Origin of the sequence: Meridianimarinicoccus zhengii (genome assembly GCF_003254465.1) — a bacterium.
GTDB classification, from domain to species: domain Bacteria; phylum Pseudomonadota; class Alphaproteobacteria; order Rhodobacterales; family Rhodobacteraceae; genus Meridianimarinicoccus; species Meridianimarinicoccus zhengii.
On sequence record NZ_QDFI01000017.1, the window covers coordinates 47,587 to 69,878 of the forward strand.

The window sequence follows — 22,292 nt, forward strand, 5'->3', positions numbered from 1 at the left end:
AATCCCGCCCGCATGGGGAGCCCTTGTTAATCTGTCACATTCAGACCGCGTCACGCCGCAGCGCAGAATATGGCCTTCGTTGACCTTGCACGGGACAGGGCTTAGCGTGAGTTCGATTTGAAAGCGTTTTGGAAGCCGTCCGTCGATGAATCTCAAGGATCTGGCCGCCAGTCTCGGCCTGTCTCAAACCACCGTCAGCCGCGCGCTGAACGGCTATCCCGAGGTGGCGCAGGCCACCCGGCAGCGGGTGCTTGCCGCCGCGCGGGCGCATAACTACAGCCCCAACACCCGTGCCAAGGCGCTCGCCACGGGCCGGGCCATGGCGATCGGCCATGTCATCCCGCTGGCGACCTCGACCGAACTCGTGAACCCGGTCTTCGCCGATTTCATCGCCGGGGCGTCGGAAACCTACATGCGCCATGGCTATGACATCGTGCTGTCCGTGATCGGCGACGACGACGAGGATCGCGTCTACCGCGACATGGCGGCGAAACGCATGGTGGACGGGGTGATCCTGCAATCGCCGACCACCGACGACCGGCGCATCGCACTCCTGCGCGACCTCGGCCTGCCCTTCGTCGTCCATGGCCGCGCCACCGACCTGCCGGACGACTATCCATATGTCGACGTGAACAACCGCCGCGCCTTCAAGCGCGCCACCGAATTCCTGATCGATCTCGGGCACCGGCGCATCGCGCTCGTCAACGGGCGCTCGCAACTCGGCTATGCCGTGCGGCGGCAGGCGGGTTTCGTCGAAGGCATGGCCGCGCGCGGGCTGACCCCCGATCCAGACCTGCTGCTCGCCGACGAAATGACCGAAGGCTACGGCCATGCCGCCATGCGCACCCTGCTCGCCCGCCCCGACCCGCCGACGGCCGTGCTGGCCGCGTCCACCATCATCGCCTTCGGGATGCGCCGCGCGGCCGACGACGCGGGCGTGCGGCTGGGGCGCGACATCTCGCTCATCACCTATGACGACGACCTGTCCTATTTCCGAAATGGCGGCGCCGAGGCGGTGTTCACCGCGCTGCGCTCCTCGGTGCGAATGGCCGGGCGGCGCGCCGCGGAACTGCTGGTGGACCTGATCGAACGGCCCCATGACGCCGCCGGCCTGCCGCGGCAGGATCTGCTGGAGGCCGAACTGATCGTCGGGCGCTCCACCGGCCCCGCCCCGTCCGCCTGAACGCGCCGCCGCCGCACGCCACCACCCGGTGCGCCTTGGCACGGGCCGCACGACGGCTTACACGGAACCGATAGCGCTCACCGACAGGACCATCCCGATGACCACGCTTGTCGCCGATATCGGCGGAACCAACACGCGGCTGGCACTTTGCGACACGCCCGACACCCCGCGCGAGGTCGCCCGCTTTCGCAACGCGGAATTCCCGTCGCTGGACGCCGTGCTGGTCCATTATCTCGATGGGCTGGGCCGCCCCGATGTGGCCGCGGCCTGCGTCGCCGTGGCGGGGCCGGTGCGCGGCGGCGTGGGTCGGATGACGAATCTCGACTGGGCGATGGACCCGGCCACGTTGCGCAATGCCACCGGGGCGGCGCGCGGCCATGTCATAAACGATCTCGAAGCACAGGGCCACGCGCTCGACGATGTGCCGACCCGGCGGCTGATGGGCCCCGCCCCGGACCGCGAGGCCGGGCCGCGCCTTGTCGTGGGCCTGGGCACCGGGTTCAACGCGGCCCCCGTTCATGCCGCGGCGCGCGGTGCGCCCGTCCACGTGGTGCCCTCGGAATGCGGTCATATCAGCCTGCCCGTGCGCGACGATGCCTCCCATGCCCTCGCCCTGTCGCTGCAAGCCGCCCATGGCTTCGCCTCGGTCGAAGAGGCTTTGTCGGGCCGCGGCCTTCTGGCTGTCAACGCCCATGTGGCGGGGGACGCGGCGCACACCACGACGCAATCCCTGCTCGCCGCGCTGAACGACGCGCCCTCGGACACGGACCGCGCCACGGCGGACCTGTTCTGCGCGACGCTGGGCCGGGTGCTGGGGGATCTCGCGCTGGTGCATCTGCCCTGGGGCGGCATCTATCTCATCGGCGGTCTGGCCCGCGCGATGTCCCCGTTCTTCGATGCCCACGGCCTGCCGGACGCGTTCCACGACAAGGGCCGTTTCGGGCCGTTCCTGCGCGATTTCTCGCTGCTGATCGTCGAAGACGATTACGCCGCGCTGACGGGCTGCGCCCGCTACGCCCTGCGCCACGGCTGAACCGAAAGCCGCACGCAGGGTCCTACGGGAGTCCTACAAGAGTCATACAGGAATCCTACAAGATGCGATCGGTTCTCAATCGCCGCTGCCCGGCGGCGCGAACAGATCGCCGTCTTCCTCCGATCCGTCGGTTTCTTGCGCCTCGCCCTCGGCTGGCGGCGGTCTGTTGTCCAGCAAGCCCGCCGCGCGCAATTCCTTGAGCCCCGGCAGATCCCGCGCCGATTCCAGCCCGAAATGGTCGAGGAACGTTTCTGTCACCACGAATGTCACCGGCCTGCCGGGCGTCATACGCCGCCGCCCCAGCCGCACCCAGTCCATCTCCAGAAGCTGGTCGATGGTGCCCCGGTTCACGCCAACCCCCCGGATTTCCTCGATTTCCGCGCGGGTGACGGGCTGGTGATAGGCGATGATCGCCAGCGTCTCGATCGCCGCACGGCTCAGCTTGCGGGTCTCCACGACCTCGCGGCGCATCAGGAACGACAGGTCCGGCGCCGTCCGGAACGCCCACGCGCCCCCGACCCTCACCAGCCGGACCCCCCGCCCTTCGTATCTTTTCTCCAGCAGCACCAATGCCTTGGCGGGATCGCTGCCATGTGGCAACCGTGCCGCCAGCTCCTTTTCCATCACCGGTTCCGCCGACGCGAACAGCACCGCTTCCACCATCCGCTCCTGCTCAGCCAGGGGCGGCGCGTCGAACAGGCTGTCATTCGGCAGATCGTCAGGGGCTTGTGGCGTGTCGTTCATGCCTTGTCCCGCGTCGCACGCAGCCGAATCGGCGCAAAGTTCTCGGCCTGATCCAGCTCCAGTTGCCCCGCCTTGGCAAGCTCCAGCGCCGCCGCGAAGGTCGATGCCAGCGCAGACCGCCGCCGCAGCGGGTCGGCCGTCCAGCCATCGGGCAAATAGCTCGCAAGATCAGTCCACTCGCCGGCATAGCCGATCAGCGGGCGTAGCCGCGCCAGCGCCTCTTCCATGGTTAGGATCGCGTTGCGGTCCATCACGAAGGGCCGGAAATCGTCCTTGGTGCGCAGCCGCGCATAGGCCTGCATCAGGTCCAGCAGCGATGCGGTGAACTGCGCGCGCCGCACCCGGCCCACGGTTTCGGGCTGCCCGCGCGCGAAGACATCCCGCCCCAGCCTGTCCCGCCCCATCAGCCGCGCCGCGGCATCCCGCATCGCTTCCAGCCGTTCGAGTTGGAACGCCAGATGGGCCGCCATGTCCTCGCCCGACGGACCTTCGTCGGCGGGGTCGGGCGGCAGCAGCAGGCGCGATTTCAGATAGGCGAGCCATGCCGCCATCACGAGGTAATCCGCCGCCAGCTCGATCCGCAGCTCGCGCGCCTTGTCAACGAAAACAAGGTATTGCTCGGCCAGCGCCAGCACGGAAATCCGGCGCAGATCGACCTTCTGCGTGCGCGACAGCGACAGCAACAGGTCGAGCGGCCCCTCGAACCCGTCGACATCGACGATGAGCGCCTCGGCCGCGCGGCGCGCGTCGATCTCGGTCACGTTGCCGGTTTCGGGTGTTTCAGACATCGCACGCCCAGCCCGTCAGGTCGGCCAGTTCCGCCGCCATCGATGCCAGATCTGCCGTGTCCGGCGCGTGGCGGCAGGCCAGCGCGTGCGCCGCTCGTGCCGCACCGTCCGCATCCATCCGCCCGGCCCCGGCGACGGCGCCCTCCATCTCTGCCCGGTCGCCGTTGCAGTGCAGGACGATATCGCAGCCCGCCACCCGTGCCGCCGCCGCGCGCGCCGCCATGGTCCCCGACAACGCGTGCATCGACAGATCGTCGGTCATCACCAGCCCGTCGAAACCGATCCAGCCGCGCACCTCGTCCATCGCTGCGCGCGACAGCGTGGCCGGTGCGTCCGGGTCAAGCGCCGGGAACACGATATGGGCTGTCATGCCCAGCGGCAGGTCCGACAGCGCGCGGAAAGCCGCGAAATCGCTCCCGCGCAGATCGTGCAGCGTGGCCTCCACCACGGGCAGATCCTTGTGGCTGTCCGCCTGAGCACGCCCGTGGCCCGGCATATGCTTGACAACCGGCAGCACGCCGCCTGCCATCAACCCGTCCGCCGTCGCCCGCGCGCAGGCCACAACATCCCTCAGCCCCGTCCCGTAGCAGCGGTTGCGCAGGAATGGGTGCGTGCCGTCCCCGGCGATGTCCGCCAGCGGCGCGCAGTTCCCGTCGATCCCCGCGCGGCGCAGATCGTCCGCGATCAGCCGCGCGCGCAGATACATCGCCCGCGCGCCCCCGGTCTGCGCCATGTCCAGTGCGGGCGGCCAGTCGCGCCAGTCCGGCGGGCGCAGCCGGGCGACGCGCCCGCCTTCCTGGTCCACGAACACCGGGGCATCGCGGCCCACGGCATCCCGAAGGTCGCCAGTCAGGGCGCGCAACCGGTCGGGCGTGTCAACGTTGCGGGCAAAGAGGATGAAGCCCCAAGGGTCCGCATCGCGGAAGAAATCCCGTTCTGACGGTGCAAGATCCGGACCTGCGCAACCGAGGATCGTGGCACCGCTGGCCGCGGCATCTGATTGGGCATCGGGCGGGGTCTGTCCTGTCATGGACGCGATCCTAGGCAGGTGCGGCCCCTGTGCAAACCGCTATCTCGCTCAGCGCTTCACCGTGGCCACGCAGGCATCGCCGTTCGCCTCCAGCACGGCGCAGAAGGCCCGCGCGGACGCAACGTCGTCGAAGCCCTGGGCCTGAAGGCGATAATACGTCCCACCGTCGCCCGGCAGTTCCTCCACCACGGGCGTGCGGGTGGCAAGATAGGCCCCGAACCGCGCGTCGAGTTCCGCCCAGGAGGCAAAGGCCGCATCGCGCGATCCGAAACGGCCCAGTTGTGCAAGACCCGTCCCCGGTGGGATGGACGCCGCGTCCTTCACCTGAAAACTGGCGAGCACGGGCAGCCCCGCATCGGGCGCCGCACGCGTGACGATATCCGGGTCCGGGCGCGGCGTCGGGCGCGGCAACTCCACCGCCGGACTCGCGGCCGGGGCCGGTGCGGCGCCGTCGCCCGCGATGGGCTGTTCGCCAAGCACTTCGCTCAGCGCACCGTCGATGGCATTGCGCAGGACATCCGCCGGATCGGCGGGCGCGGCGGCCGTTGCCGCCGGTTCGTCGTCTTGCGGCGAGATATCCTCGGGGGCAGGTCCAACGGGTTCGGGCGCCAGCACGATCCGTTCGCCCACGGGTGGGGCGGGGGCTTCGGCGGGGACACGGTTCAGGGCAAGCCCTTGGTGCGCGGCCTCGAACCCGCCGGGATCGTCCGGGGCCACCCGTGCCGGTCCATCCATCGCCCGCACGACGGGCACGTTTCGCACGTCGCGCGTGGCCAGATCGTGGACCCAGACCACAAGCCCCGCCATCAGTGCCGCCGAGGACAGCGCGCCCAGCCAGCCCATCAGCCGCGGCGCGACGGATCCTGCCGTGGCCGCAGCCTCCGGGTCATTCCCGAATGCGTCCGGATAAGCCATGTTCGCCCCAATTCATCGCCGGTGGACCCGCTGGGACGCACCGAACCGCCTGCTCGTGCCCCTGGCGATGCGTCGTGACTTAGCGCATTTCTTCCAAAGGCTTGACGCCAAGGATACCAAGTCCTGCCGAAATGACAACGGCCACGGCGCGCGGCAGGGCGATTTTCGCCGGATCGCCCCGGTCGTCGTCGGACAGGAAGCGCAGGTCCGGTTCCGCGTTGCCGCGATGCCAGAGCGCATGGAACGCGCTGGCAAGATCGTAGAGGTAGAAGGCCACCCGGTGCGGCTCTCCGGTCTGGGCTGCGATATCCACGAGGCGGGGCCATTCCGCGAGCTTGCGCACCACGTCGAGTTCTGCCGGGTGGGACAGCCCCGACAGGTCCGCCGCGGCCAGCGCCGCATCGTCGGGCACCGTGCCTGCGGCGGCGGCCTTGCGCATCACGGAACACACCCGCGCGTGGGCGTATTGCACGTAAAAGACGGGGTTGTCCTTGGACTGCTCCAGTACCTTGTCGAAATCGAAATCCAGCGGCGCGTCGTTCTTGCGGGTCAGCATGACGAAGCGCGTGACGTCCGCGCCCACCTGGTCGACCACGTCGCGCAGGGTCACGAAGGTGCCGGCGCGTTTCGACATCTTCACGGGCTCCCCGCCGCGGGTCAGGCGCACGAGCTGGATCAGCTTGACCTCAAGCGGCACGCGCCCATCCGACAGCGCGGACACAGCTGCCTTCATGCGCTTGACATAGCCGCCATGGTCGGCCCCGAACACATCGACCAGCATGTCGAAGCCACGGGAAACCTTGTCATAATGGTACGCGATATCGGGCGCGAAATAGGTCCAGCCGCCGTCGGATTTCTTCACCGGGCGGTCGACGTCGTCGCCATGGGCGGTGGAGCGGAACAGGGTCTGTTCGCGCGGTTCCCAGTCTTCGAGCGTCTTGCCCTTGGGCGGTTCCAGCACGCCCTGGTAGATCAGCCCCTTGGCATCGAGATCGGCCAGAGCGGCCTCGATCCGACCGGTGCCATAGAGCGACTTTTCCGAAAAGAAGCTGTCCATCCGCACGCCGAGCGCGGCAAGGTCTTCGCGGATCAGCGCCATCATGGCGTCGGTGGCAAAGGTTCGGACCTCGGTCAGCCAGACGGATTCGGGCTGTCCGACATAGGCGTCGCCCACCTTGTCCTTCAGCGCGCGGCCCACGTCGATCAGGTAGTCGCCGGGATAGGTCCCGTCCTCGAACGCGACCTCCTGCCCATGCGCCTCAAGATACCGCAGATAGACCGACCGCGCGAGCACATCGACCTGCGCGCCGCCATCGTTGATGTAGTATTCGCGCGTCACGTCATACCCGGCATGGGCCAACAGGTTCGCCAGCGCGTCGCCGAAAACCGCGCCACGGGTGTGGCCGACATGCATCGGTCCGGTCGGGTTGGCCGATACGTATTCGACATTCACCCGCTTGCCCTGCCCACGGGTGACGCGGCCATAGTCGGCCCCCGCGGTCAGGATACCCGCGACCAGGCGTTGCCAGACGCCGTCGGCGAGCCGCAGGTTGATGAAGCCCGGCCCCGCGACCTCGGCCTGAGCCACGCGAGCGTCGGCGGTCAGCCGATCCACCAGCGCCAGCGCGATGTCGCGCGGCTTGAGACCCGCAGGTTTCGCCAGCACCATCGCGGCATTGGTCGCCATATCGCCATGGGCCGGGTCGCGCGGGGGTTCGACCGTGACATTGGCGAAATCGAGCCCCGCCGGAAGCGTGCCGTCGCGGGTCAGCGCGTCCAGCCCGTCCAGCACAAGCGCCTTGATGTCGTCGAAGAGATTCATGTCCATCCCCGTGTCCAATGCGCGCTCGTGTATCACGTAGGCGAGCCGGTGCAACGCCCGGAGGGTCGCGGCGGGGCTGGACGGACGCGCGCCGCTCGCCTAGCACACAGGCAGCAGGGGGAGCACGCCATGAAGATCGCCACCTTCAACATCAACGGCATCAAGGCGCGCATCGGCGCGCTGACCGACTGGCTGGACGCGGCGCAGCCCGATGTCGCCGTGTTGCAGGAGATCAAGTCGATGGACGACGCCTTCCCGGCCGAGCATTTCCGCGACATGGGCTACATCGTCGAAACCCACGGGCAGAAATCGTTCAACGGCGTGGCGATCCTGTCAAAACTGCCGCTGGAGGACGTGCGCCGCGGCCTGCCCGGTGACGAGACCGACGAACAGGCCCGGTTTATCGAGGCGACGGTGATGGGCGACCGGGCCGTGCGGGTCTGCGGGCTTTACCTGCCCAACGGCAACCCCGCGCCGGGGCCGAAATACGACTACAAGCTGGCGTGGATGGCGCGGCTGGAAGACCACCTGCGCGACCTGCTGGCGCTGGAGGAACCGCTGGTGGTCTGTGGCGATTACAACATCATCCCCCAGTCCGAGGACGCGGCCCGCCCGGATGCATGGGCCAAGGACGCGCTGTTCCTGCCCGCGTCGCGCGCGGCGTTCCGGCGGATCGTGGCGCTGGGTCTGATCGACGCGTTCCGCGCGGTGCATCCGCATATCCCGCCGCAACCCGCGCCGGGGCATTACAGTTTCTGGGATTATAAGGCAGGGGCGTGGAACCGCAACGACGGCATCCGCATCGACCACCTGCTGCTGGGGCCGCAGGCCGCCGACCTGCTGATCGACTGCCAGATCGACAGCGCCGTGCGCGGGGGCGAGAAGCCGTCGGACCACGTGCCGGTGTGGGTGTCGCTCGCGGCGTGATCCGCTACGGCGCGGTCTGCGTCACGTCGTGGCGATACAGCCAGTCGAACCGTTTCAGCGGCGCATCGGGCGCCAGCGTGCCGCCCAGCCGAAGCGCGGCATGGGCCAGTCCGCGGACAGGCCCGCGCAGGTGATAGGCGCGTGCGTTGCCGTTTGCCGCCGCCACGATCCGCATACATCGGGATCGGCGCGCAAGCTGATATGCGGCGAACGCATCCTCCGCCCGGTCGTGATGGGCAAGCGACGCGGCCAGCACCCACGCGTCTTCCAGCGCCATGCAAGCGCCCTGCGCCAGGAAGGGCAGCGTCGGGTGCACCGCGTCCCCCAGCGCCACGAGCCGGCTGGCATGCCATTGGGTGGCGACCGGGTGCCGGAACAGCCCCCACAGGAACACGTCCTGCACGTCGTCGAGCAACGCCCGCACGGGGGCTGCGAAATCGGCGAAGGCCGAACGCAGGTTCGCGGGGTCGTCGGGCTGCGTCCAGCCCTCGGCGGCCCATTCCTTGCGTTCCTGCACCGCGACCACGTTCATCACCCGCCCGTCGCGCAGCGGATAGGCCACGAGATGCCGGCCCGGCCCCATGTAGACCCGTGCCTCAGGCGGTGTGCCGCGGGGCGCCGGGACCAGCGCGCGCCACGCCACCTGCCCCGTGAACCGCGTGGCCGTGACGGGCCCGAGACCCGCGCGGACCACGGACCGCACGCCATCGGCCCCGATCGCCAACGGCGTCGTCCGGGTCGTGCCGTCCCACAGGTGCAGGGTCACGCGGTCATCCCCGGGTTCGACGGACGCGACCGGTTGCCCTGTCCGCAGTTCGACCCCGCACGCGACCGCGGCGTCGGTCAGCACCGCCAGAAGATCGGCCCGGTGCACGAACAGCCAGTCCCCCGGCAACGCCGCGATATCGAGCCGCAGCACATCCGCCCCGGATCGCCCATCCATGAGCCGGACCGCTTGGCCCGGAACCGACCTCGCCCGCAGCGCATCGCCCACGCCAAGCGCATCCAGCACGGCCATCCCGTTGGGGCTGATCTGGACGCCGGCCCCCAGTTCGCGCAGGGTGTCGGCGCGTTCCAGCACCATCACCCGTGCGCCGCGCCGCGCGCAGGCCAGCGCCGCAGCCACACCGCCGATGCCACCGCCGATCACGGTGATGTCCTGCCCGATCAGCATGGTCCTGTCGCCTCCCCGCCATGTGCCACCCAGCAGACACGAAAACACCCGGCATTGCAGCCGGGTGCTTCATGTCCTGTGGTGCCGTACCGCGCGCTCAGTCGTCGCGGTGCACCTTTTCGCGCCGTTCATGCCGTTCCTGCGCTTCCAGCGTCATCACGGCAATCGGGCGCGCGTCGAGCCGCTTGAGCGAGATGGGTTCGCCGGTCACCTCGCAATAGCCGAATTCGCCGTTCTCGATGCGCCGGAGCGCCGCGTCGATCTTGGATACCAGCTTGCGCTGCCGGTCACGGGTGCGCAGTTCCAGCGCGCGGTCCGTTTCCTCGCTTGCGCGGTCGGCGATGTCGGGAATGTTGCGGCTGCTGTCCTGCAACCCTTCGATCGTGTCCCGGCTCTCCTCAAGAATGTCGGCCTTCCACGCGAGCAGCTTGCGACGGAAATATTCAAGCTGGCGTTCGTTCATGAATGGTTCGTCCTCGGCGGGACGGTAGTCATCGGGTAGAAATACCTCGACCTTCATGGATGATCCCTTGTCCGACCCGGCTGCCCCGACAGGTGTGGCGTCTGTCTTGTCCTGGTGCCTGTTGAGCATACCGCAACCTCCTGTGCCGGTCGTCTACCCGAACCTAGATGCGCTGTCACGCACAAAGAAACGGGCTCCCGGCGCGGCTTGCGGCGCTGCGGCGCTGTGATAGGTTCGCCCCCGAAACACGGGGCATCATGCAGGAAAAATCCATGAAATTCGCGGGCACGGACCAATATGTCGCCACCGACGACCTGACCGTCGCGGTCAACGCGGCGGTCGCGCTGGAACGGCCCCTGCTGGTCAAGGGAGAGCCCGGAACCGGCAAGACGGAACTGGCCCGCCAAGTGTCGCTCGCGCTGGGTCTGCCGATGATCGAATGGTCGATCAAGTCCACCACCCGCGCCCAGCAGGGCCTGTACGAATACGACGCGGTCTCGCGCCTGCGCGACAGCCAGCTGGGCGACCCGCGGGTTGAGGACGTGTCGAACTACATCCGCAAGGGCAAGCTGTGGCAGGCCTTCGACGCGCCGGGCAAGGTGGTGCTGCTGATCGACGAGATCGACAAGGCGGATATCGAGTTTCCCAACGACCTGTTGCAGGAGTTGGACCGGATGGAGTTCTTCGTCTACGAGACCGGGGAGACCGTTTCGGCGCGGCACCGGCCGGTGGTCATCATCACGTCCAACAACGAAAAGGAACTGCCCGACGCGTTCCTGCGGCGGTGTTTCTTCCACTACATCCGCTTTCCGGACATGGACACGCTGCGGCGCATAGTCGAGGTGCATCACCCCGGCATCAAGCCGCGACTGCTGCAGACCGCGCTGGAACAGTTCTTCGAGCTGCGCGAGACGCCGGGTCTGAAGAAGAAGCCGTCGACGTCCGAGGTGCTCGACTGGCTCAAGTTGCTCTTGGCCGAGGACCTGTCGCCGGAGGATCTGAAGGCCGACCCGTCGACCGCCCTGCCCCGCCTGCACGGCGCGCTCCTGAAGAACGAACAGGACGTTCACCTGTTCGAACGGCTGGCCTTCATGGCCCGGAGCGGGCGGCGGTGACCGTGCGTGTCCGGGCAATAGCCCCGCCGGATCGCGCGGCGTGGGGGCGCCTGTGGGAAGGGTATCTCGCGTTCTACGAAACGACACGACCGGCATCCCAGTTCGACCTGCATTTCGCTCGGCTGACGGGCACGGAGCACCCGGAATGGCATGGCCTCGTGGCCGAAGGGTCGGATGGCCCGGTCGGTCTTGCCCATGTGCTCTTGCATCCCCATGGCTGGCAGGCGCGCGACACCGCCTATCTGCAGGACCTGTATGTCGATCCGGACGCACGCGGCGCGGGTGCAGGCCGCGTGCTGATGGAGGCGGTCTATGATCTTGCGGACAGGGTCGGGGCCGAGGGCGTTTATTGGACCACCCAGCATTTCAATGCCGAGGCGCGCGCGCTCTATGACAAGGTCGGCACGCTGACACCTTTCGTGAAATACGCGCGCGATTGAAACGCATGTCCGGATATCTGGGCGAAACCGCGGCTGCCGGGCCTGCCCGCGCCCGTGACTGTCCTTGTGCCACCGGGCAAGCCCGGCGGCTGCATCACGCAATGACCGTCGAGGGTCGCACAATGAGCGCGGGCGCCGGTGCCGGGGTCGTCGCCGGACCGACGCCGCCCGCGATCTCGATGATCAGCCGGTCGATCGCCAGGCGCGCGACACGATCCAGCTTGAGGTTGAGCGCGGTCAGTTGCGGATTCGCCTCCCGTGCGCGGGCGCCGTCGTAGCGTGTGATGACGCGGATGTCCTCGGGCACGCGGCGGCCCGCCAGCCTGACCGCCTGCAGGGCCCCGGATGCGAAGGCATCCACGGGCGACATGATGCCATCGACTCCCGGTCTGTCGCGCAAGATCTCGGCCACCATGCGTGTGGCGCCTGCCTCGCCCAGTTCCTCGTCCAGTTCCAGAACATGGGGCGTCATGCCGGTCGCCTCGGCCTGCGCCAGATAGGCCGAGCGCATCGCCGCATGGGTCGCCCGCTTGCTGGACCCGACGACCAGCAGGAATTCCCGCGCGCCCGCGTCACGCAGGTGGTCAAGCATCAGCCGCGCCATCAGGGGATAGTCGAACTGGATGCAGGGCATGTCGCTGCCGCCGCTATCCCCGATCGTCACCGTCGGGATGTTGCGGTCCCTCAGGATCTGGCCGAACGGGTCGTCCGCGCTCGGTTCGATCAGAAGCGCGCCGTCGATGCTCGTGTCGCGCAGCACCTGCGCCGCGTTGGGAACCGGGGGAACCAGCACGAGCGCCAGACCGTGATGGAGTGCCGCCTCCGCCGCGGCGGCCGCGATTTCCATCAGGAAGCCGAGCTTGGACGGACCGGCGGCGACCGGCGCGGGCATGGAGGAAAAGACCGCGATGGAATTCGCCCGCCCGGTCCGGAACCGCCGCGCCGCGGCATTCGGAACGTAGCCGAGTTCGCGGACCGCCCGCATCACGCGGTCAAGCGTCTCCGCCTCGACATGGCGGGTCTTGTTGAGCGCGTTCGACACCGTCGCGGGCGACACACCGGCCGCTTTCGCGACATCCGTGATCGACACGCGCTTCAACCGCATCGGGTCGTTTGTCATTTGTTCGCCCTTTTTCGGCGCATGTCGCTGAAAAATTCCGCGCGCGCACCTTTTCGTCCACTCGATCTCGTTAAAACGTTTTACAGGCGTCGATTCAAGCATTATTGCTCGGTAAAACGTTTCAACGAAACCTGGCGAGGTCACCATGCTCAACATGACGTCACGGCAAGACAATCACACCGCGGTCCCGACCAAGGTCGATCAGGTGACCCTGCGCCGAAGCGGCACAGGGCTGCGCGCCCATGATCCAGACCGCGCGGCACAGGGGTTCACGCTGTATGCGCGCCAGACCGGGCAGGGCTGCGTCGATCTGGTGGACATGCAGGGACGCCCGGCCCATCGCTGGGATCTGCCCGTCCGACCGGGGCGCGACGCCGTCATCCTGCCCAATGGCAATCTCGGCTATAACGGCAGCCATGCCACCTCCGCCGCGCTCTATCCGGCGTGGGATCTCTGGCATGGCGGCGATTTCATGGAAGTCACGCCCAAGGGCGAGATCGTCTGGCGGCACGAGGACATCTTCCATCACCACGACGGGCAATGGCTGCCCAACGGCAACCTGCTCTATACCGTCGCCGCCCCCCTGCCGCCGGAAATCGCGGCCCGAGTCACCGGGGGCGATGCCCGCAAGGACGCGCCCGACGGCGTCATCCAGAGCGATATCGTCCGCGAGGTGGACCGGCAGGGCAACGTGGTCTGGGAATGGCGGCTATGGGACCATCTGCGCCCCGAGGATTTTCCGATCCACCCCAATTTCGACCGCCGCCACTGGCCCATGATCAACGGGGTATCGCTGACGCGGGACGGGCTGGTGCTCATGAGCCTGCGCACCACGTCCGGCATCATCGCCGTGCGCAAGGATACCGGCGATCTTGCCTGGCACCTGGGGGCGGATATCTGCCACCAGCAGCACACGCCGATAGAGACGGACAGCGGTGCCATCCTGTTCTTCGACAACGGCAACCTGCGCCCCGGATCGTCCAACCCGTTTTCCCGCGCGCTGGAGATCGACCCGAAGACGGGGCAGGAGGTCTGGGCCTACCAGGACCCGAACGCGCCGTGCTTCTTCTCGCCCTACATGGGCAGCGCGCAGCGGCTGTGGAACGGCAACACCTTCATCTGCGAAAGCGCGTTCGGGCGCCTGTTCGAGGTGACGGCGGAGGGCACGGTCGTCTGGGAATTCGTCATACCCGATTTCGCCCCCTATCCCGCACCGCTGTCGAGCTTCATTCCGGGCGTGCACAACAGCGTGTTCCGCGCGCATCGCTACCGCAAGGAGGCCATGCCATGGCTTTGAACGAAACGCAGATACGCACCGGCGGGCGGTCCTTCGGCCAGATGATGACGGGCGTCGGGTCGGCGGGGAAACCGCTGGTTTCCTTCGGCTTCGTGCTGGTCATCTGGACCGCGGTGGGGCTCAGCGGCTGGTTCCCGGAATCCATCTTTCCCGCGCCGTGGTCGGTCTGGTCCGCCACGGTCGAGATGGCGCAAAGCGGCGTGCTGTGGCGCGACCTGTCCGTGTCGCTCAGCCGCGCGGCGGTCGGCTTCAGCATCGGCGCGACCCTTGGCGTGGGCATCGGGTTGATGACCGGGCGGGTGGCGCTGGTACGCACCCTGCTGCACCCTTTCCTCAACCTGCTACGTCCCATTCCGGCCATCGCGCTCGTGCCCGTGGCCATCGTCTGGTTCGGGATCGGCGAAGGATCGAAATACTTCGTCATCTCCTACACCGTGTTCCTGGCCGTGTGGTTCAACACTCACCACGGCATGCAGTACGTGCCGGAAACCTATCTGCGCGCCGCAAGGTCGCTGGGGGCATCCAAGGTCCGGGAATTTGCGCAGGTGGTCGTGCCCGCTGCCGCGCCGCACATCTTCGCGGGCATCCGGCTGGGCGTGGCGCTGGCCTTTCTCAGCCTCGTCGCGGCGGAGCTGTCCGGGGCCTCCTCCGGCCTCGGGTTCCGGCTGCAGGAAGCCCGGCAATTCATCCGCACCGATCGGATGTTCTCGCTGCTGATCATTCTGGGACTGCTGGGGGCGACGATCGACATGATCGTGCACCGCATCGGGCAGCGGCTCGTGCATTGGGAGCAAGGTTGATGAAAGGCGACGTATCCGCAAGACAACTCTGCATTCGGTTCGACGGGCGCGACGGCCCCGTGACGGCGCTGGCCCCCACGGATCTGGACCTCAAGCCGGGCACGTTCACGGCGCTGATCGGACCTTCGGGCTGCGGCAAGTCCACGCTCATGAACGCGATCGGCGGCTTCGTGCCCCCATCGTCGGGCAGCCTGACGCTGGATGGCGACCCGATCACCGGACCGTCCGAAAAGGTCGGCGTGATTTTCCAGCAATACGCCCTGTTCCCGTGGTTCACCGCGCTCGACAACGTGCAGTTCGGGCTGAAACGCCTGCGCCTGTCACGGGCCGAGGAAACCGACCGCGCCATGGCCGCGCTGGAAGAGGTCGGCCTGACCGCGCACAAGGACAAGTATCCGCAGGCCCTGTCCGGCGGCATGAAACAGCGTGTCGCCATCGCACGCACCTTTGCCTTCGGACCCGAGGTTCTGCTGATGGACGAGCCCTTCGGCGCGCTGGATGCGCAGACGCGGCTGATCATGCACTCCCTGCTGATCCGCGTCTGGCAGAAGCACAAGGCGACCGTTCTGTTCGTCACCCATGACGTGGATGAGGCCCTGCTTCTGGCCGATCATGTGCATGTCATGTCGGCTGCACCGGGGCGGCTGATCCGCCAGTACGACCTGCCGCAGGCCCGCCCGCGCACGATGCGCGGGGCCCCCGAACTGCTCGATATCCGCGAAGAGATCATCGGCCTTCTGCATCCGGCGGCGATGTCCGCCTGACCTAATCCCCCAATCGAAAGGAAACACCATGAACCGCACACTCATCCTTGCCGCAGCGCTTGTCGCGGCACCGCTTGTCGCCCAGGCCGAACGCATCGTCTTCGCCTGGACCCCGAACCCGCAGACGCCGCAGGTCGATATCGCACTTGCCGAAGGCATGTTCGAGGCGGCGGGGCTCGACGTGTCCATCGTATCCTTCCCGACCGGGCGCGAAGGCTTCGAGGCGCTGCTGGGCGGGCAGGTCGACATCACCTTCATGGCGGAACTGCCCGCCGCCACCGGCGCCCTGCGCGACCAGGACTTCGGCATCGTGGGGGAACTGGCCCGCTATACCGGATCGCGGATCGTCGGCCGTGCCGATGCCGGCGAATTCACCAGTGCGGCAGATCTCGCGGGCCTGCGCATCGGCACCACGCTGGGCACCAACGTGCATTTCATGCTGTCCGGGGTTCTGGACAGCGCGGGCGTCGAGGCGACGATCGTCAACGCCTCGCCGGTCGATCTCGTGTCGGCCATCACGCGCGGCGACGTGGATGCAATCGCCCCCTTCCCGACCTTCTACGCGGCCGCAGCCGACGCCCTGGGCGACGATTACCGCGAATTGCGCGTGGACAGCTACCAGGTCCACTACATCCTCGCCGCCAGCCCCGCCATGCTCGCTCGCGAAGAGGCATTGACCACCTTCCTGTCCGTGCTGGCAGAGGCCGACGACATGGTGGCCGCGCAGCCCGCGGGCGCGATGGAGGCCGTTTCGGCGTCCCTCGGCGGGGCCATGTCGCCCGAAGCACTGTCGGTGATGTGGCAGGATGTCGATCTTGGCCTGACCCTGTCGAACGACCTGTTGGACCTGCTGGTGGCCGAAAGCGCATGGATCGTAGGACAAGGCGTCGTGAATGCAGAACCCCCGACCCGCGGGGAAATGCGGGCCTATTTCGTGCCCGAAGCCCTTGGGGCCGTCGATCCAGCGCGCGTGACGGTCGAGTGAAGCGCGAAACCGGGGGGAACGTCTGCGACGGAACGCAGACCTTCCTCCTGGTACCATGGCACCGGAATGTACCGCACGGGCTGGCGCGCTGAAGCGGCCGGTTGCGCGGGCGCCGCGGCACGGGGCGCATGCCGCTCGGCCGCCGTCCTTCAGTCCCGTGCCGGCAAGGTGACCCGTGCCAGTAGGCCGCCAAGCGCGCCCGTGCCAAGCGAGACTTCACCGCCATAGGCGGCCGCACGGTCGGCGGCGATGGCCAGCCCCAGCCCGTGACCCTGCGTGGTCTCGTCGAGCCGCGCACCACGGGCCATCAGCCGGTCCCGCGATGCGGCAGGGATGCCGGGGCCGTCATCCTCGATCTCGATCACGAGGTCCGCGCCCGCCCTTTGGGCCGCGATCCGCACATTGCCCGCGGCCCAGGCCACCGCATTCTCGCACAGCGCGCCAAGGATCTCGGCCAGATCCTCGGCATCGCCCCGGAAATCCGGTGCCCGATCCGCGGCAAAGCACAGGTCCACGCCGCGCCGCCGCGCCTCGGGCCGCAGTACGACCGCCACGTCCTCCAGCACCGGAGCCACGGCACAATGCGCCGCCGGATCGAGCCCCGCCGCCGTGGCGCGGGCACGCTTCAGGTGCCAGCGGATCGTGCGATCCATCCGCGCGATCAGGTCGGCGTCGTCGGGGCCAGCGCGATTGGCCAGCACCGCCAGCGGCGTCTTCAGCGCATGGGCCAGGTCCCCGGCATGGGCGCGTGCGCGGGCCAGCTGGGCGGCATTCACGGCGATCAGCCGGTCCAGTTCGGCGGCGAGCGGGCGAAGTTCGGCCGCCCTGGGTTGCGGCACCGCCAGCGCGCGCCCGTCGCGGATCCGCGCCACCGCGCCGGTGAAGGCCGTGAGATCCGCAAGCCCCACGCGCACCGCCGCGACCTGCGCCGACAGCAGCGCCACGCCCAGCACGGCCAGCGCCACGATCACCGGCCTGCGGACGCCCGCGAGCTCCGCCGCCGCTTCGGCGGCAGGCAGGGTGACGGTCACGCTCAACGCGCGCCCGTCGCCAGGTGCGGTGAAGGCCACGCGCCGGGTGACCAGCGCAGCACCATCCGGGCCCGTCATGCCGCGCCCGTCGGGCCCCAGATCACCGGCAAGCAGGGACGGCGCGCGGGCCAGCACGGCGTCGCCGTCTGCGACTTGCCAGTACCAGCCCGACAGCGGGCGTTCGAACCGCGGATCGGCAGGCGGCGGGGCAACCGTGAAATTTCCCGCGGCATCCCAGTCGGACGCCGCCATGACGCCGCGGGCGGCGGCATCCAGTTCGGCCCCCAGCCTTCGGTCCACGAAATCCGACAACACCGCCGACAGCGCGAGCCACGCCAGAAGCAGTGCCAGTACCGTCAGCCCCCCCGACCACGCGAGCAGCCTTGCGCGGATCGATCCGGGTTTCACGCGGGATCGCCAGGCAGCAGGCGATAGCCTTCGCCGCGCCGCGTTTCGATCCGGCCCTCGCCGATCTTGCGGCGCAATCGGCCGATGACGACCTCCATCGACCGGAAGTCGCGGTCTGCATCGCGGTCGTACATGTGTTCGGACAGGTCCGTGCGGCTGACCACGCGGCCCTTGTGCAACAGCAAGAAACGCAAAAGCTTGGCCTCGAACGCGGTCAGCTTCAGGGCCATGCCGTCCAGCGTCACCAGCCCCGTGGCCATGTCCAGTGCCAGCCCGCCCGCGGTCAGTTCCGGCGTGGCGTGCCCCGCGGCGCGCCGCACCAGCGTGCCCAACCGCAGCACGATCTCGTCCATCCGGAATGGCTTGAGCACATAGTCGTCAGCCCCGGCGCGGAAGCCTGCAACCTTGTCGGCCCATGCGTCCCGCGCGGTCAGGATCAGCACCGGGAAATCGAGACCCGCCCCGCGCCAGCGCTTCAGAACCTCGATCCCGTCGAGGCCGGGAAGCCCGAGATCGAGCACCGCGGCGCCCACGGTTTCGGTGGCCCCCAGGAATTCACCGGTCTCGCCGTCATGGGCTGTCTCGACAGTGTAGCCCGCCGCATCCAGCGCCGTGCCGATCTGGCCCGCAAGATCGCGGTCGTCCTCGATCACCAGCACCTTCACGGGCGCTCTCCGGGCAGGATGCGGGCTTCGGCCTGGCCCACCCCGCGCACGTCGATAAACCGGCAGCCCGGGCCGGTCAGGTCGATCCGCAGGACGTTGCCCGCGGGTGTGAGCCAGCGGACCTCCTGCACCAGCCCGTCCTCGTCGTCGCGGATGCGCAATGGCTCCCCCCGGTAGCGCCCGGCGACACAATCGAGCGCTGCGGCAGGCCCGATGGCCACGGCCCCCCGCGGCGGATCCGCAGCGGCGGGCAGGGCCGCAAGGCACAGGCACAGGGTCGCGGTCCGTCGCATGGGTGACTCCTAGCCGCCAGATACTCAACGAAACCCAAACGGCGCGGTTGCGGCCGGGTTGGGCCCGAATCGCGCATGGTGTCGTCACGTTCAGCAAACAGGAGATAACGATGACACGCACGATGACCGCAACCCTCGCCGCCGCCCTGCTCGCCGCCAGCTTCGGGGCGCCGCTCCTGGCGCAGTCGGACCGCGCAGCCGATGCCGATCTGCCGCAGATACTGCGCGATCTGGGCCTGACCGACACCCGCACCCGCCCCGACGATGGTGAAACGGACATCGTCGGGCGCCTGCCCGGCGGCGGCTGGATCAAGGCCGAGGCGCGCGGTGACCGCCTGTTCGAGGTGAAAAGCGACGGGGCGGCCCTGCCCGCCAGCCTCGTTGCGGCCATGATCCCCGAGACCGTTCGCACCGATCCCCGGTTCGCCGATATCGCACGCCTGACGGAGATCGAGATCGACGACCGTGAGATCGAGATAGAGGGCGTCACCGACGACGGGATGCGGGTGGAAATGGAGCTCGACCGCAACGGGCGCATGAAGGAGTACAAGCTCGAACGCGATGACCGGCGGTCGATGAACCGCGACGCCGCGCGCGCGCGCCTTGCGGAATTGGGATACACCGATATCGGCTTCGTCGAACGGGGCGGGCGCCATGTGGAAGCAATGGCCCTGAACCCCAACGGCGAACGGGTGGAAGTGCGGCTGGACGACCGGGGCCGTGTCGAACGCGAACGCGCCTGGCTCCGCTAAGGTGCGTCGGGCGGTGCAAGCACGCGGATATGGGCGCTTGTCGGGGTCCCGGACAGGCTGCCGGTCTTGCATACGTCATGCCGGTGTTCCGGGCTGTCCAAGCAGGTCCGGCCCGGGCACCGTGTTCGTCGTTCCAGGCTGTGGGGCGGGCCGGGCATGCACGATGCCACGCGCATCGAAGGCCGTCCGACCGGACCTTTTTGGTTCACCGGCTTGTCGAAACCGGATAACGGCGCGACGATGCCTGCGCGGCGCACCGATGTGTGCCTGCCACCGACACCGACACCGACGAAAGGCACGGACCCATGACACGATCCAACGCGGCCCGGGCGGCGGGCGACACGGTTCCAAAACCGATGCACGGGGCCGGCGGTGACGGGTTCGGCCTCCTTGGGCGTTCAATTCGGAAAGGGACCGGGTGCGAACCAACCGGGCCGCACCGGGGCGCAAGCCATCGCAGGCGGTCCTTCCGGGCGGCCGGCAGGGGTGGCGGCGTGTCCGGGCAACAGGACTCCCGCCCGGAGAACCGGTGCCCGACCCAAGGACGGCCGCTTGCAGGAGGTCTTGCCATGCCCGAATGGCCGCGCAAAAGGCCCACCATGGAACGTTCCGGCTGGCGCGCGTCTGGCGATAGCGTGCCAACCCGCGATGATCGTGCGACGAACCTTGGCGCACAGAATGAAGGAGCCTGAGCCATGACTTTTTCGTGCCTATCGGGCCCTGCTCGCCTTCTGCTGCCCGGCCTGCTGGCGCTCGGCGCCTGTTCCGTCCCTGTGACCGACATGGATGGGACCGAAACCCCGGTTTCGACGGAGGTGATGACCCAGCTTGACGCTGTCGCTGCGCCCTACCAGGACCTTCAATCGGTACGTTTGCTGCCCGAGGATGGCTGCTACTGGTATCGCCATGTGGGGCCGGTCGAAACGACGCTGCTTCCGCTCAGGACCGCGACAGGCCAGCCGATCTGCACGCAGCGCGCGGCGCAGGCCGAACCGTGACGGCCACGCCCAGTTGCCGGCGTACTGTCAGCCGTGCACGATCTTCGTGGGCGCGGCCGTCGCTCAGTTCCGTGCAATTACCGGACCATCGCCCCCGGCCGGGTAGAGATGGGCCGTCACCCCGGTCCGGACCTGCCCGTACAAATCGTTGATATGGGCCATGACCATGCGCACGCAGCCCGAACTCGCGCGGCTGCCGATGGACCGCGGGTAGGGCGTGCCGTGGATGCGCAGGTGCGTGTCCCTGTCGCCGATATAGAGATAGAGCGCCCGCGATCCGAGCGCGTTTTGCGGGCCGGGGTCCATCCCGTCGGCGTATTGCGCATAGGATTCGGGGTCCCGCGCGATCATCGCCGGTGTCGGCGTCCAGTAGGGCCATTCCGCCTTGCGTCGGATGGTATAGGTTCCGGGTTCGTAGAGCCCGCCCCGACCGATGGCGACGCCGTAGCGCATGGCCGTCCCGCCCTCTTCGATATGGTAGAGATACCGCGCGGTCGCATCGACATGGATGTCGCCGGGCACAAGCCCCGGATTCGCCGTGACGCGCCGCGGCAGCAGGCGCGGATGCAGGCCCCATGGGTTCGTTGTGGCAGGGTCATAGCCGGGTGGCGTCACCTGCGCGTCCCACGCGGCCTTTTGCCGTGCGGTCGGTGCGGTTCGTGCAATCGCCGGCCCCGGTATCGCGGGGGACAACAGTGCGGCGGTCCCGCCGATGAAATGACGTCTGGTCAGCATGGCAGCTCCGCCAACATGATCGTTCTCAGTATCTCAAACTCGCGGGGCAGAGAAAAGCACGGGGCATGCGGCCGCGTGCACGACCTTGTGATGTTCGGCTCGTCCAGTCCACCCCCAGATCGCGGCAGCGGGGCACCTGGCTGCAATCAGGGCGCGCAGCGACACCACGGAACGTAGCACCGGATTGCCGCCGCCGTGCACTGACCTGCTGAGCGTAGCCCGATCCACCGCATGGGCGAGACAGGGGCATGGGCCGTCGGTCCGCACCGCCCTTGGTCGGCGCGCCGCTGCCGAATCTGCCATGCCGACCACGAAGGTGCCGCCATCCCGGCATACACTCGCCCGTAACCCATGCGCGGCGCGTATCGGCGCGAGATCCGCTGCCATGGTCGCAATGCACGCCAACGCGGTACTGATCGCCGCCATGTTGTCCGGCACTACCAGATGCGCGACGGTGGTGGCCTTCTGTGACCTGCCCGTCTGCACCGCGTCGACCGGACCTCGGTCCCGGTCTTCTCTGCGCGGTCGGGCGGAACCGGCCGCCACGAAATCAAGACACCGTCACATCGAAAACAGATTTACAAAACCGGTATTGTGGATATGATTGAGTCATGACGACGACCAGTCCCCATGCCCGCGCGCTGGCCGCCCTTGGCCATGACGCCCGCTTGTCGATCTTTCGCCTGCTGGTGAAGGCGGGCGACGACGGCTTGCGGGTTGGCGATATCGGCGCGCACGTGGGACTCGCGCCCTCGACGCTGGCGCACCATTTGTCGGCGCTCGTCGAGGCCGGGCTGGTGCTGCAGGACA

Annotated in this window: 24 protein-coding genes; 12 read left to right on the forward strand and 12 right to left on the reverse strand. The window is 68.2% G+C overall.

Annotated features, from left to right (window positions below; all coding sequences use genetic code 11):
* Positions 1 to 145: 145 nt before the first annotated feature.
* Both DDE13_RS07735 and DDE13_RS07740 read left to right on the forward strand, forming a co-directional pair.
* The gene (locus DDE13_RS07735) at positions 146 to 1,183 is read left to right on the forward strand and encodes a LacI family DNA-binding transcriptional regulator (protein ID WP_111403114.1); all 1,038 of its coding nucleotides are present in this window, start codon (positions 146 to 148) and stop codon (positions 1,181 to 1,183) included.
* A 97-nt stretch (positions 1,184 to 1,280) separates the two neighbouring features.
* Complete coding sequence (locus DDE13_RS07740; protein WP_111403116.1) at positions 1,281 to 2,216, forward strand: glucokinase; 936 nt, start codon at positions 1,281 to 1,283, stop codon at positions 2,214 to 2,216.
* Positions 2,217 to 2,291: 75 nt separating this feature from the next.
* Here the strand turns inward: DDE13_RS07740 and scpB are convergent, their stop codons facing one another.
* The 5 genes from scpB to argS form a co-directional block, all read right to left on the reverse strand.
* Positions 2,292 to 2,960, reverse strand: a complete 669-nt coding sequence (gene scpB / locus DDE13_RS07745; RefSeq protein ID WP_111403118.1) for an SMC-Scp complex subunit ScpB — start codon at positions 2,958 to 2,960, stop codon at positions 2,292 to 2,294.
* Positions 2,957 to 3,748 (reverse strand): segregation and condensation protein A, encoded by a 792-nt coding sequence (locus DDE13_RS07750; protein ID WP_111403120.1) that lies wholly within the window; start codon positions 3,746 to 3,748, stop codon positions 2,957 to 2,959. Before DDE13_RS07750 ends, scpB begins: the two co-directional genes overlap by 4 nt.
* Positions 3,741 to 4,778, reverse strand: coding sequence for a glycoside hydrolase family 3 N-terminal domain-containing protein (locus DDE13_RS07755; protein WP_111403122.1), 1,038 nt, complete (start codon positions 4,776 to 4,778; stop codon positions 3,741 to 3,743). The genes DDE13_RS07750 and DDE13_RS07755 overlap by 8 nt, the downstream gene beginning before the upstream one ends.
* 48 nt (positions 4,779 to 4,826) lie before the next feature.
* A complete protein-coding gene (locus DDE13_RS07760) occupies positions 4,827 to 5,693 on the reverse strand; it encodes an SPOR domain-containing protein (protein ID WP_111403124.1) in 867 nt (288 codons plus the stop codon).
* Positions 5,694 to 5,772: 79 nt separating this feature from the next.
* Entirely contained in the window at positions 5,773 to 7,515 is a 1,743-nt protein-coding gene (argS, locus tag DDE13_RS07765) for an arginine--tRNA ligase (protein ID WP_111403164.1), read from the reverse strand.
* Positions 7,516 to 7,644: 129 nt separating this feature from the next.
* On the opposite strand from argS, the gene xth reads away from it, so the two are divergent.
* Positions 7,645 to 8,442, forward strand: a complete 798-nt coding sequence (gene xth, locus DDE13_RS07770) for an exodeoxyribonuclease III (RefSeq protein WP_111403126.1) — start codon at positions 7,645 to 7,647, stop codon at positions 8,440 to 8,442.
* A gap of 4 nt (positions 8,443 to 8,446) precedes the next feature.
* On the opposite strand, the gene DDE13_RS07775 is transcribed toward xth, so the two are convergent.
* Together DDE13_RS07775 and dksA are read right to left on the reverse strand one after the other, a co-directional pair.
* Positions 8,447 to 9,616 carry an FAD-dependent monooxygenase gene (locus tag DDE13_RS07775; RefSeq protein ID WP_111403128.1) on the reverse strand — a complete coding sequence of 390 codons (1,170 nt, stop codon included), beginning with the start codon at positions 9,614 to 9,616 and terminating at the stop codon, positions 8,447 to 8,449.
* Positions 9,617 to 9,713: 97 nt separating this feature from the next.
* Positions 9,714 to 10,136 (reverse strand): RNA polymerase-binding protein DksA, encoded by a 423-nt coding sequence (gene dksA / locus DDE13_RS07780; protein WP_111403165.1) that lies wholly within the window; start codon positions 10,134 to 10,136, stop codon positions 9,714 to 9,716.
* 215 nt (positions 10,137 to 10,351) lie between these two features.
* On the opposite strand from dksA, the gene DDE13_RS07785 reads away from it, so the two are divergent.
* Both DDE13_RS07785 and DDE13_RS07790 read left to right on the forward strand, forming a co-directional pair.
* Positions 10,352 to 11,194: an AAA family ATPase gene (locus tag DDE13_RS07785; RefSeq protein WP_111403130.1), complete on the forward strand. Its 843-nt coding sequence runs from the start codon at positions 10,352 to 10,354 to the stop codon at positions 11,192 to 11,194.
* Entirely contained in the window at positions 11,191 to 11,634 is a 444-nt protein-coding gene (locus DDE13_RS07790) for a GNAT family N-acetyltransferase (protein ID WP_111403131.1), read from the forward strand. Before DDE13_RS07785 ends, DDE13_RS07790 begins: the two co-directional genes overlap by 4 nt.
* A gap of 94 nt (positions 11,635 to 11,728) precedes the next feature.
* Here DDE13_RS07790 and DDE13_RS07795 read toward each other — a convergent pair whose 3' ends face one another.
* Positions 11,729 to 12,754 carry a LacI family DNA-binding transcriptional regulator gene (locus tag DDE13_RS07795; protein ID WP_162630909.1) on the reverse strand — a complete coding sequence of 342 codons (1,026 nt, stop codon included), beginning with the start codon at positions 12,752 to 12,754 and terminating at the stop codon, positions 11,729 to 11,731.
* A 154-nt stretch (positions 12,755 to 12,908) separates the two neighbouring features.
* Between DDE13_RS07795 and DDE13_RS07800 the strand changes: the two genes are divergently transcribed.
* The 4 genes from DDE13_RS07800 to DDE13_RS07815 are packed head-to-tail and all read left to right on the forward strand — an operon-like array spanning position 12,909 to position 16,600.
* Complete coding sequence (locus tag DDE13_RS07800) at positions 12,909 to 14,051, forward strand: aryl-sulfate sulfotransferase (RefSeq protein WP_111403135.1); 1,143 nt, start codon at positions 12,909 to 12,911, stop codon at positions 14,049 to 14,051.
* Entirely contained in the window at positions 14,042 to 14,851 is an 810-nt protein-coding gene (locus tag DDE13_RS07805) for an ABC transporter permease (RefSeq protein ID WP_222626055.1), read from the forward strand. Before DDE13_RS07800 ends, DDE13_RS07805 begins: the two co-directional genes overlap by 10 nt.
* On the forward strand, positions 14,851 to 15,615 hold the full coding sequence (locus DDE13_RS07810) for an ABC transporter ATP-binding protein (RefSeq protein ID WP_111403137.1): 765 nt from the start codon (positions 14,851 to 14,853) through the stop codon (positions 15,613 to 15,615). The genes DDE13_RS07805 and DDE13_RS07810 overlap by 1 nt, the downstream gene beginning before the upstream one ends.
* A 28-nt stretch (positions 15,616 to 15,643) precedes the next feature.
* Positions 15,644 to 16,600: an ABC transporter substrate-binding protein gene (locus tag DDE13_RS07815; protein WP_111403139.1), complete on the forward strand. Its 957-nt coding sequence runs from the start codon at positions 15,644 to 15,646 to the stop codon at positions 16,598 to 16,600.
* A gap of 149 nt (positions 16,601 to 16,749) precedes the next feature.
* On the opposite strand, the gene DDE13_RS07820 is transcribed toward DDE13_RS07815, so the two are convergent.
* From DDE13_RS07820 to DDE13_RS07830, 3 genes are read right to left on the reverse strand one after another with little or no spacing between them, the layout of a single operon-like run.
* A complete protein-coding gene (locus DDE13_RS07820) occupies positions 16,750 to 18,039 on the reverse strand; it encodes a sensor histidine kinase (RefSeq protein WP_111403141.1) in 1,290 nt (429 codons plus the stop codon).
* Positions 18,036 to 18,704: a response regulator transcription factor gene (locus DDE13_RS07825; RefSeq protein ID WP_111403143.1), complete on the reverse strand. Its 669-nt coding sequence runs from the start codon at positions 18,702 to 18,704 to the stop codon at positions 18,036 to 18,038. Before DDE13_RS07825 ends, DDE13_RS07820 begins: the two co-directional genes overlap by 4 nt.
* Complete coding sequence (locus DDE13_RS07830; protein ID WP_111403145.1) at positions 18,701 to 18,997, reverse strand: Cys/Met metabolism pyridoxal-phosphate-dependent enzyme; 297 nt, start codon at positions 18,995 to 18,997, stop codon at positions 18,701 to 18,703. Before DDE13_RS07830 ends, DDE13_RS07825 begins: the two co-directional genes overlap by 4 nt.
* A gap of 110 nt (positions 18,998 to 19,107) precedes the next feature.
* On the opposite strand from DDE13_RS07830, the gene DDE13_RS07835 reads away from it, so the two are divergent.
* Both DDE13_RS07835 and DDE13_RS07840 read left to right on the forward strand, forming a co-directional pair.
* The gene (locus tag DDE13_RS07835) at positions 19,108 to 19,749 is read left to right on the forward strand and encodes a prevent-host-death protein (protein WP_111403147.1); all 642 of its coding nucleotides are present in this window, start codon (positions 19,108 to 19,110) and stop codon (positions 19,747 to 19,749) included.
* A gap of 782 nt (positions 19,750 to 20,531) precedes the next feature.
* Entirely contained in the window at positions 20,532 to 20,747 is a 216-nt protein-coding gene (locus DDE13_RS07840) for a hypothetical protein (RefSeq protein WP_235868633.1), read from the forward strand.
* Between the two features lie 63 nt (positions 20,748 to 20,810).
* On the opposite strand, the gene DDE13_RS07845 is transcribed toward DDE13_RS07840, so the two are convergent.
* Entirely contained in the window at positions 20,811 to 21,482 is a 672-nt protein-coding gene (locus DDE13_RS07845) for a L,D-transpeptidase (RefSeq protein WP_111403151.1), read from the reverse strand.
* A 611-nt stretch (positions 21,483 to 22,093) separates the two neighbouring features.
* On the opposite strand from DDE13_RS07845, the gene DDE13_RS07850 reads away from it, so the two are divergent.
* Positions 22,094 to 22,292, forward strand: a 199-nt coding sequence (locus DDE13_RS07850; RefSeq protein WP_162630910.1) for an ArsR/SmtB family transcription factor, incomplete at its 3' end; no start/stop codon positions are given.

Excerpts from the sequence above, each read along its gene's own strand:
- DDE13_RS07735 (WP_111403114.1), top strand. The coding sequence starts at position 146 with ATGAATCTCAAGGATCTGGCCGCCAGTCTCGGCCTGTCTCAAACCACC.
- DDE13_RS07740 (WP_111403116.1), top strand. The coding sequence starts at position 1,281 with ATGACCACGCTTGTCGCCGATATCGGCGGAACCAACACGCGGCTGGCA.
- scpB (WP_111403118.1), bottom strand. The coding sequence starts at position 2,960 with ATGAACGACACGCCACAAGCCCCTGACGATCTGCCGAATGACAGCCTG.
- DDE13_RS07750 (WP_111403120.1), bottom strand. The coding sequence starts at position 3,748 with ATGTCTGAAACACCCGAAACCGGCAACGTGACCGAGATCGACGCGCGC.
- DDE13_RS07755 (WP_111403122.1), bottom strand. The coding sequence starts at position 4,778 with ATGACAGGACAGACCCCGCCCGATGCCCAATCAGATGCCGCGGCCAGC.
- DDE13_RS07760 (WP_111403124.1), bottom strand. The coding sequence starts at position 5,693 with ATGGCTTATCCGGACGCATTCGGGAATGACCCGGAGGCTGCGGCCACG.
- argS (WP_111403164.1), bottom strand. The coding sequence starts at position 7,515 with ATGAATCTCTTCGACGACATCAAGGCGCTTGTGCTGGACGGGCTGGAC.
- xth (WP_111403126.1), top strand. The coding sequence starts at position 7,645 with ATGAAGATCGCCACCTTCAACATCAACGGCATCAAGGCGCGCATCGGC.
- DDE13_RS07775 (WP_111403128.1), bottom strand. The coding sequence starts at position 9,616 with ATGCTGATCGGGCAGGACATCACCGTGATCGGCGGTGGCATCGGCGGT.
- dksA (WP_111403165.1), bottom strand. The coding sequence starts at position 10,136 with ATGAAGGTCGAGGTATTTCTACCCGATGACTACCGTCCCGCCGAGGAC.
- DDE13_RS07785 (WP_111403130.1), top strand. The coding sequence starts at position 10,352 with ATGAAATTCGCGGGCACGGACCAATATGTCGCCACCGACGACCTGACC.
- DDE13_RS07795 (WP_162630909.1), bottom strand. The coding sequence starts at position 12,754 with ATGACAAACGACCCGATGCGGTTGAAGCGCGTGTCGATCACGGATGTC.
- DDE13_RS07800 (WP_111403135.1), top strand. The coding sequence starts at position 12,909 with ATGACGTCACGGCAAGACAATCACACCGCGGTCCCGACCAAGGTCGAT.
- DDE13_RS07805 (WP_222626055.1), top strand. The coding sequence starts at position 14,042 with ATGGCTTTGAACGAAACGCAGATACGCACCGGCGGGCGGTCCTTCGGC.
- DDE13_RS07810 (WP_111403137.1), top strand. The coding sequence starts at position 14,851 with ATGAAAGGCGACGTATCCGCAAGACAACTCTGCATTCGGTTCGACGGG.
- DDE13_RS07815 (WP_111403139.1), top strand. The coding sequence starts at position 15,644 with ATGAACCGCACACTCATCCTTGCCGCAGCGCTTGTCGCGGCACCGCTT.
- DDE13_RS07830 (WP_111403145.1), bottom strand. The coding sequence starts at position 18,997 with ATGCGACGGACCGCGACCCTGTGCCTGTGCCTTGCGGCCCTGCCCGCC.
- DDE13_RS07835 (WP_111403147.1), top strand. The coding sequence starts at position 19,108 with ATGACACGCACGATGACCGCAACCCTCGCCGCCGCCCTGCTCGCCGCC.
- DDE13_RS07840 (WP_235868633.1), top strand. The coding sequence starts at position 20,532 with ATGGATGGGACCGAAACCCCGGTTTCGACGGAGGTGATGACCCAGCTT.
- DDE13_RS07845 (WP_111403151.1), bottom strand. The coding sequence starts at position 21,482 with ATGCTGACCAGACGTCATTTCATCGGCGGGACCGCCGCACTGTTGTCC.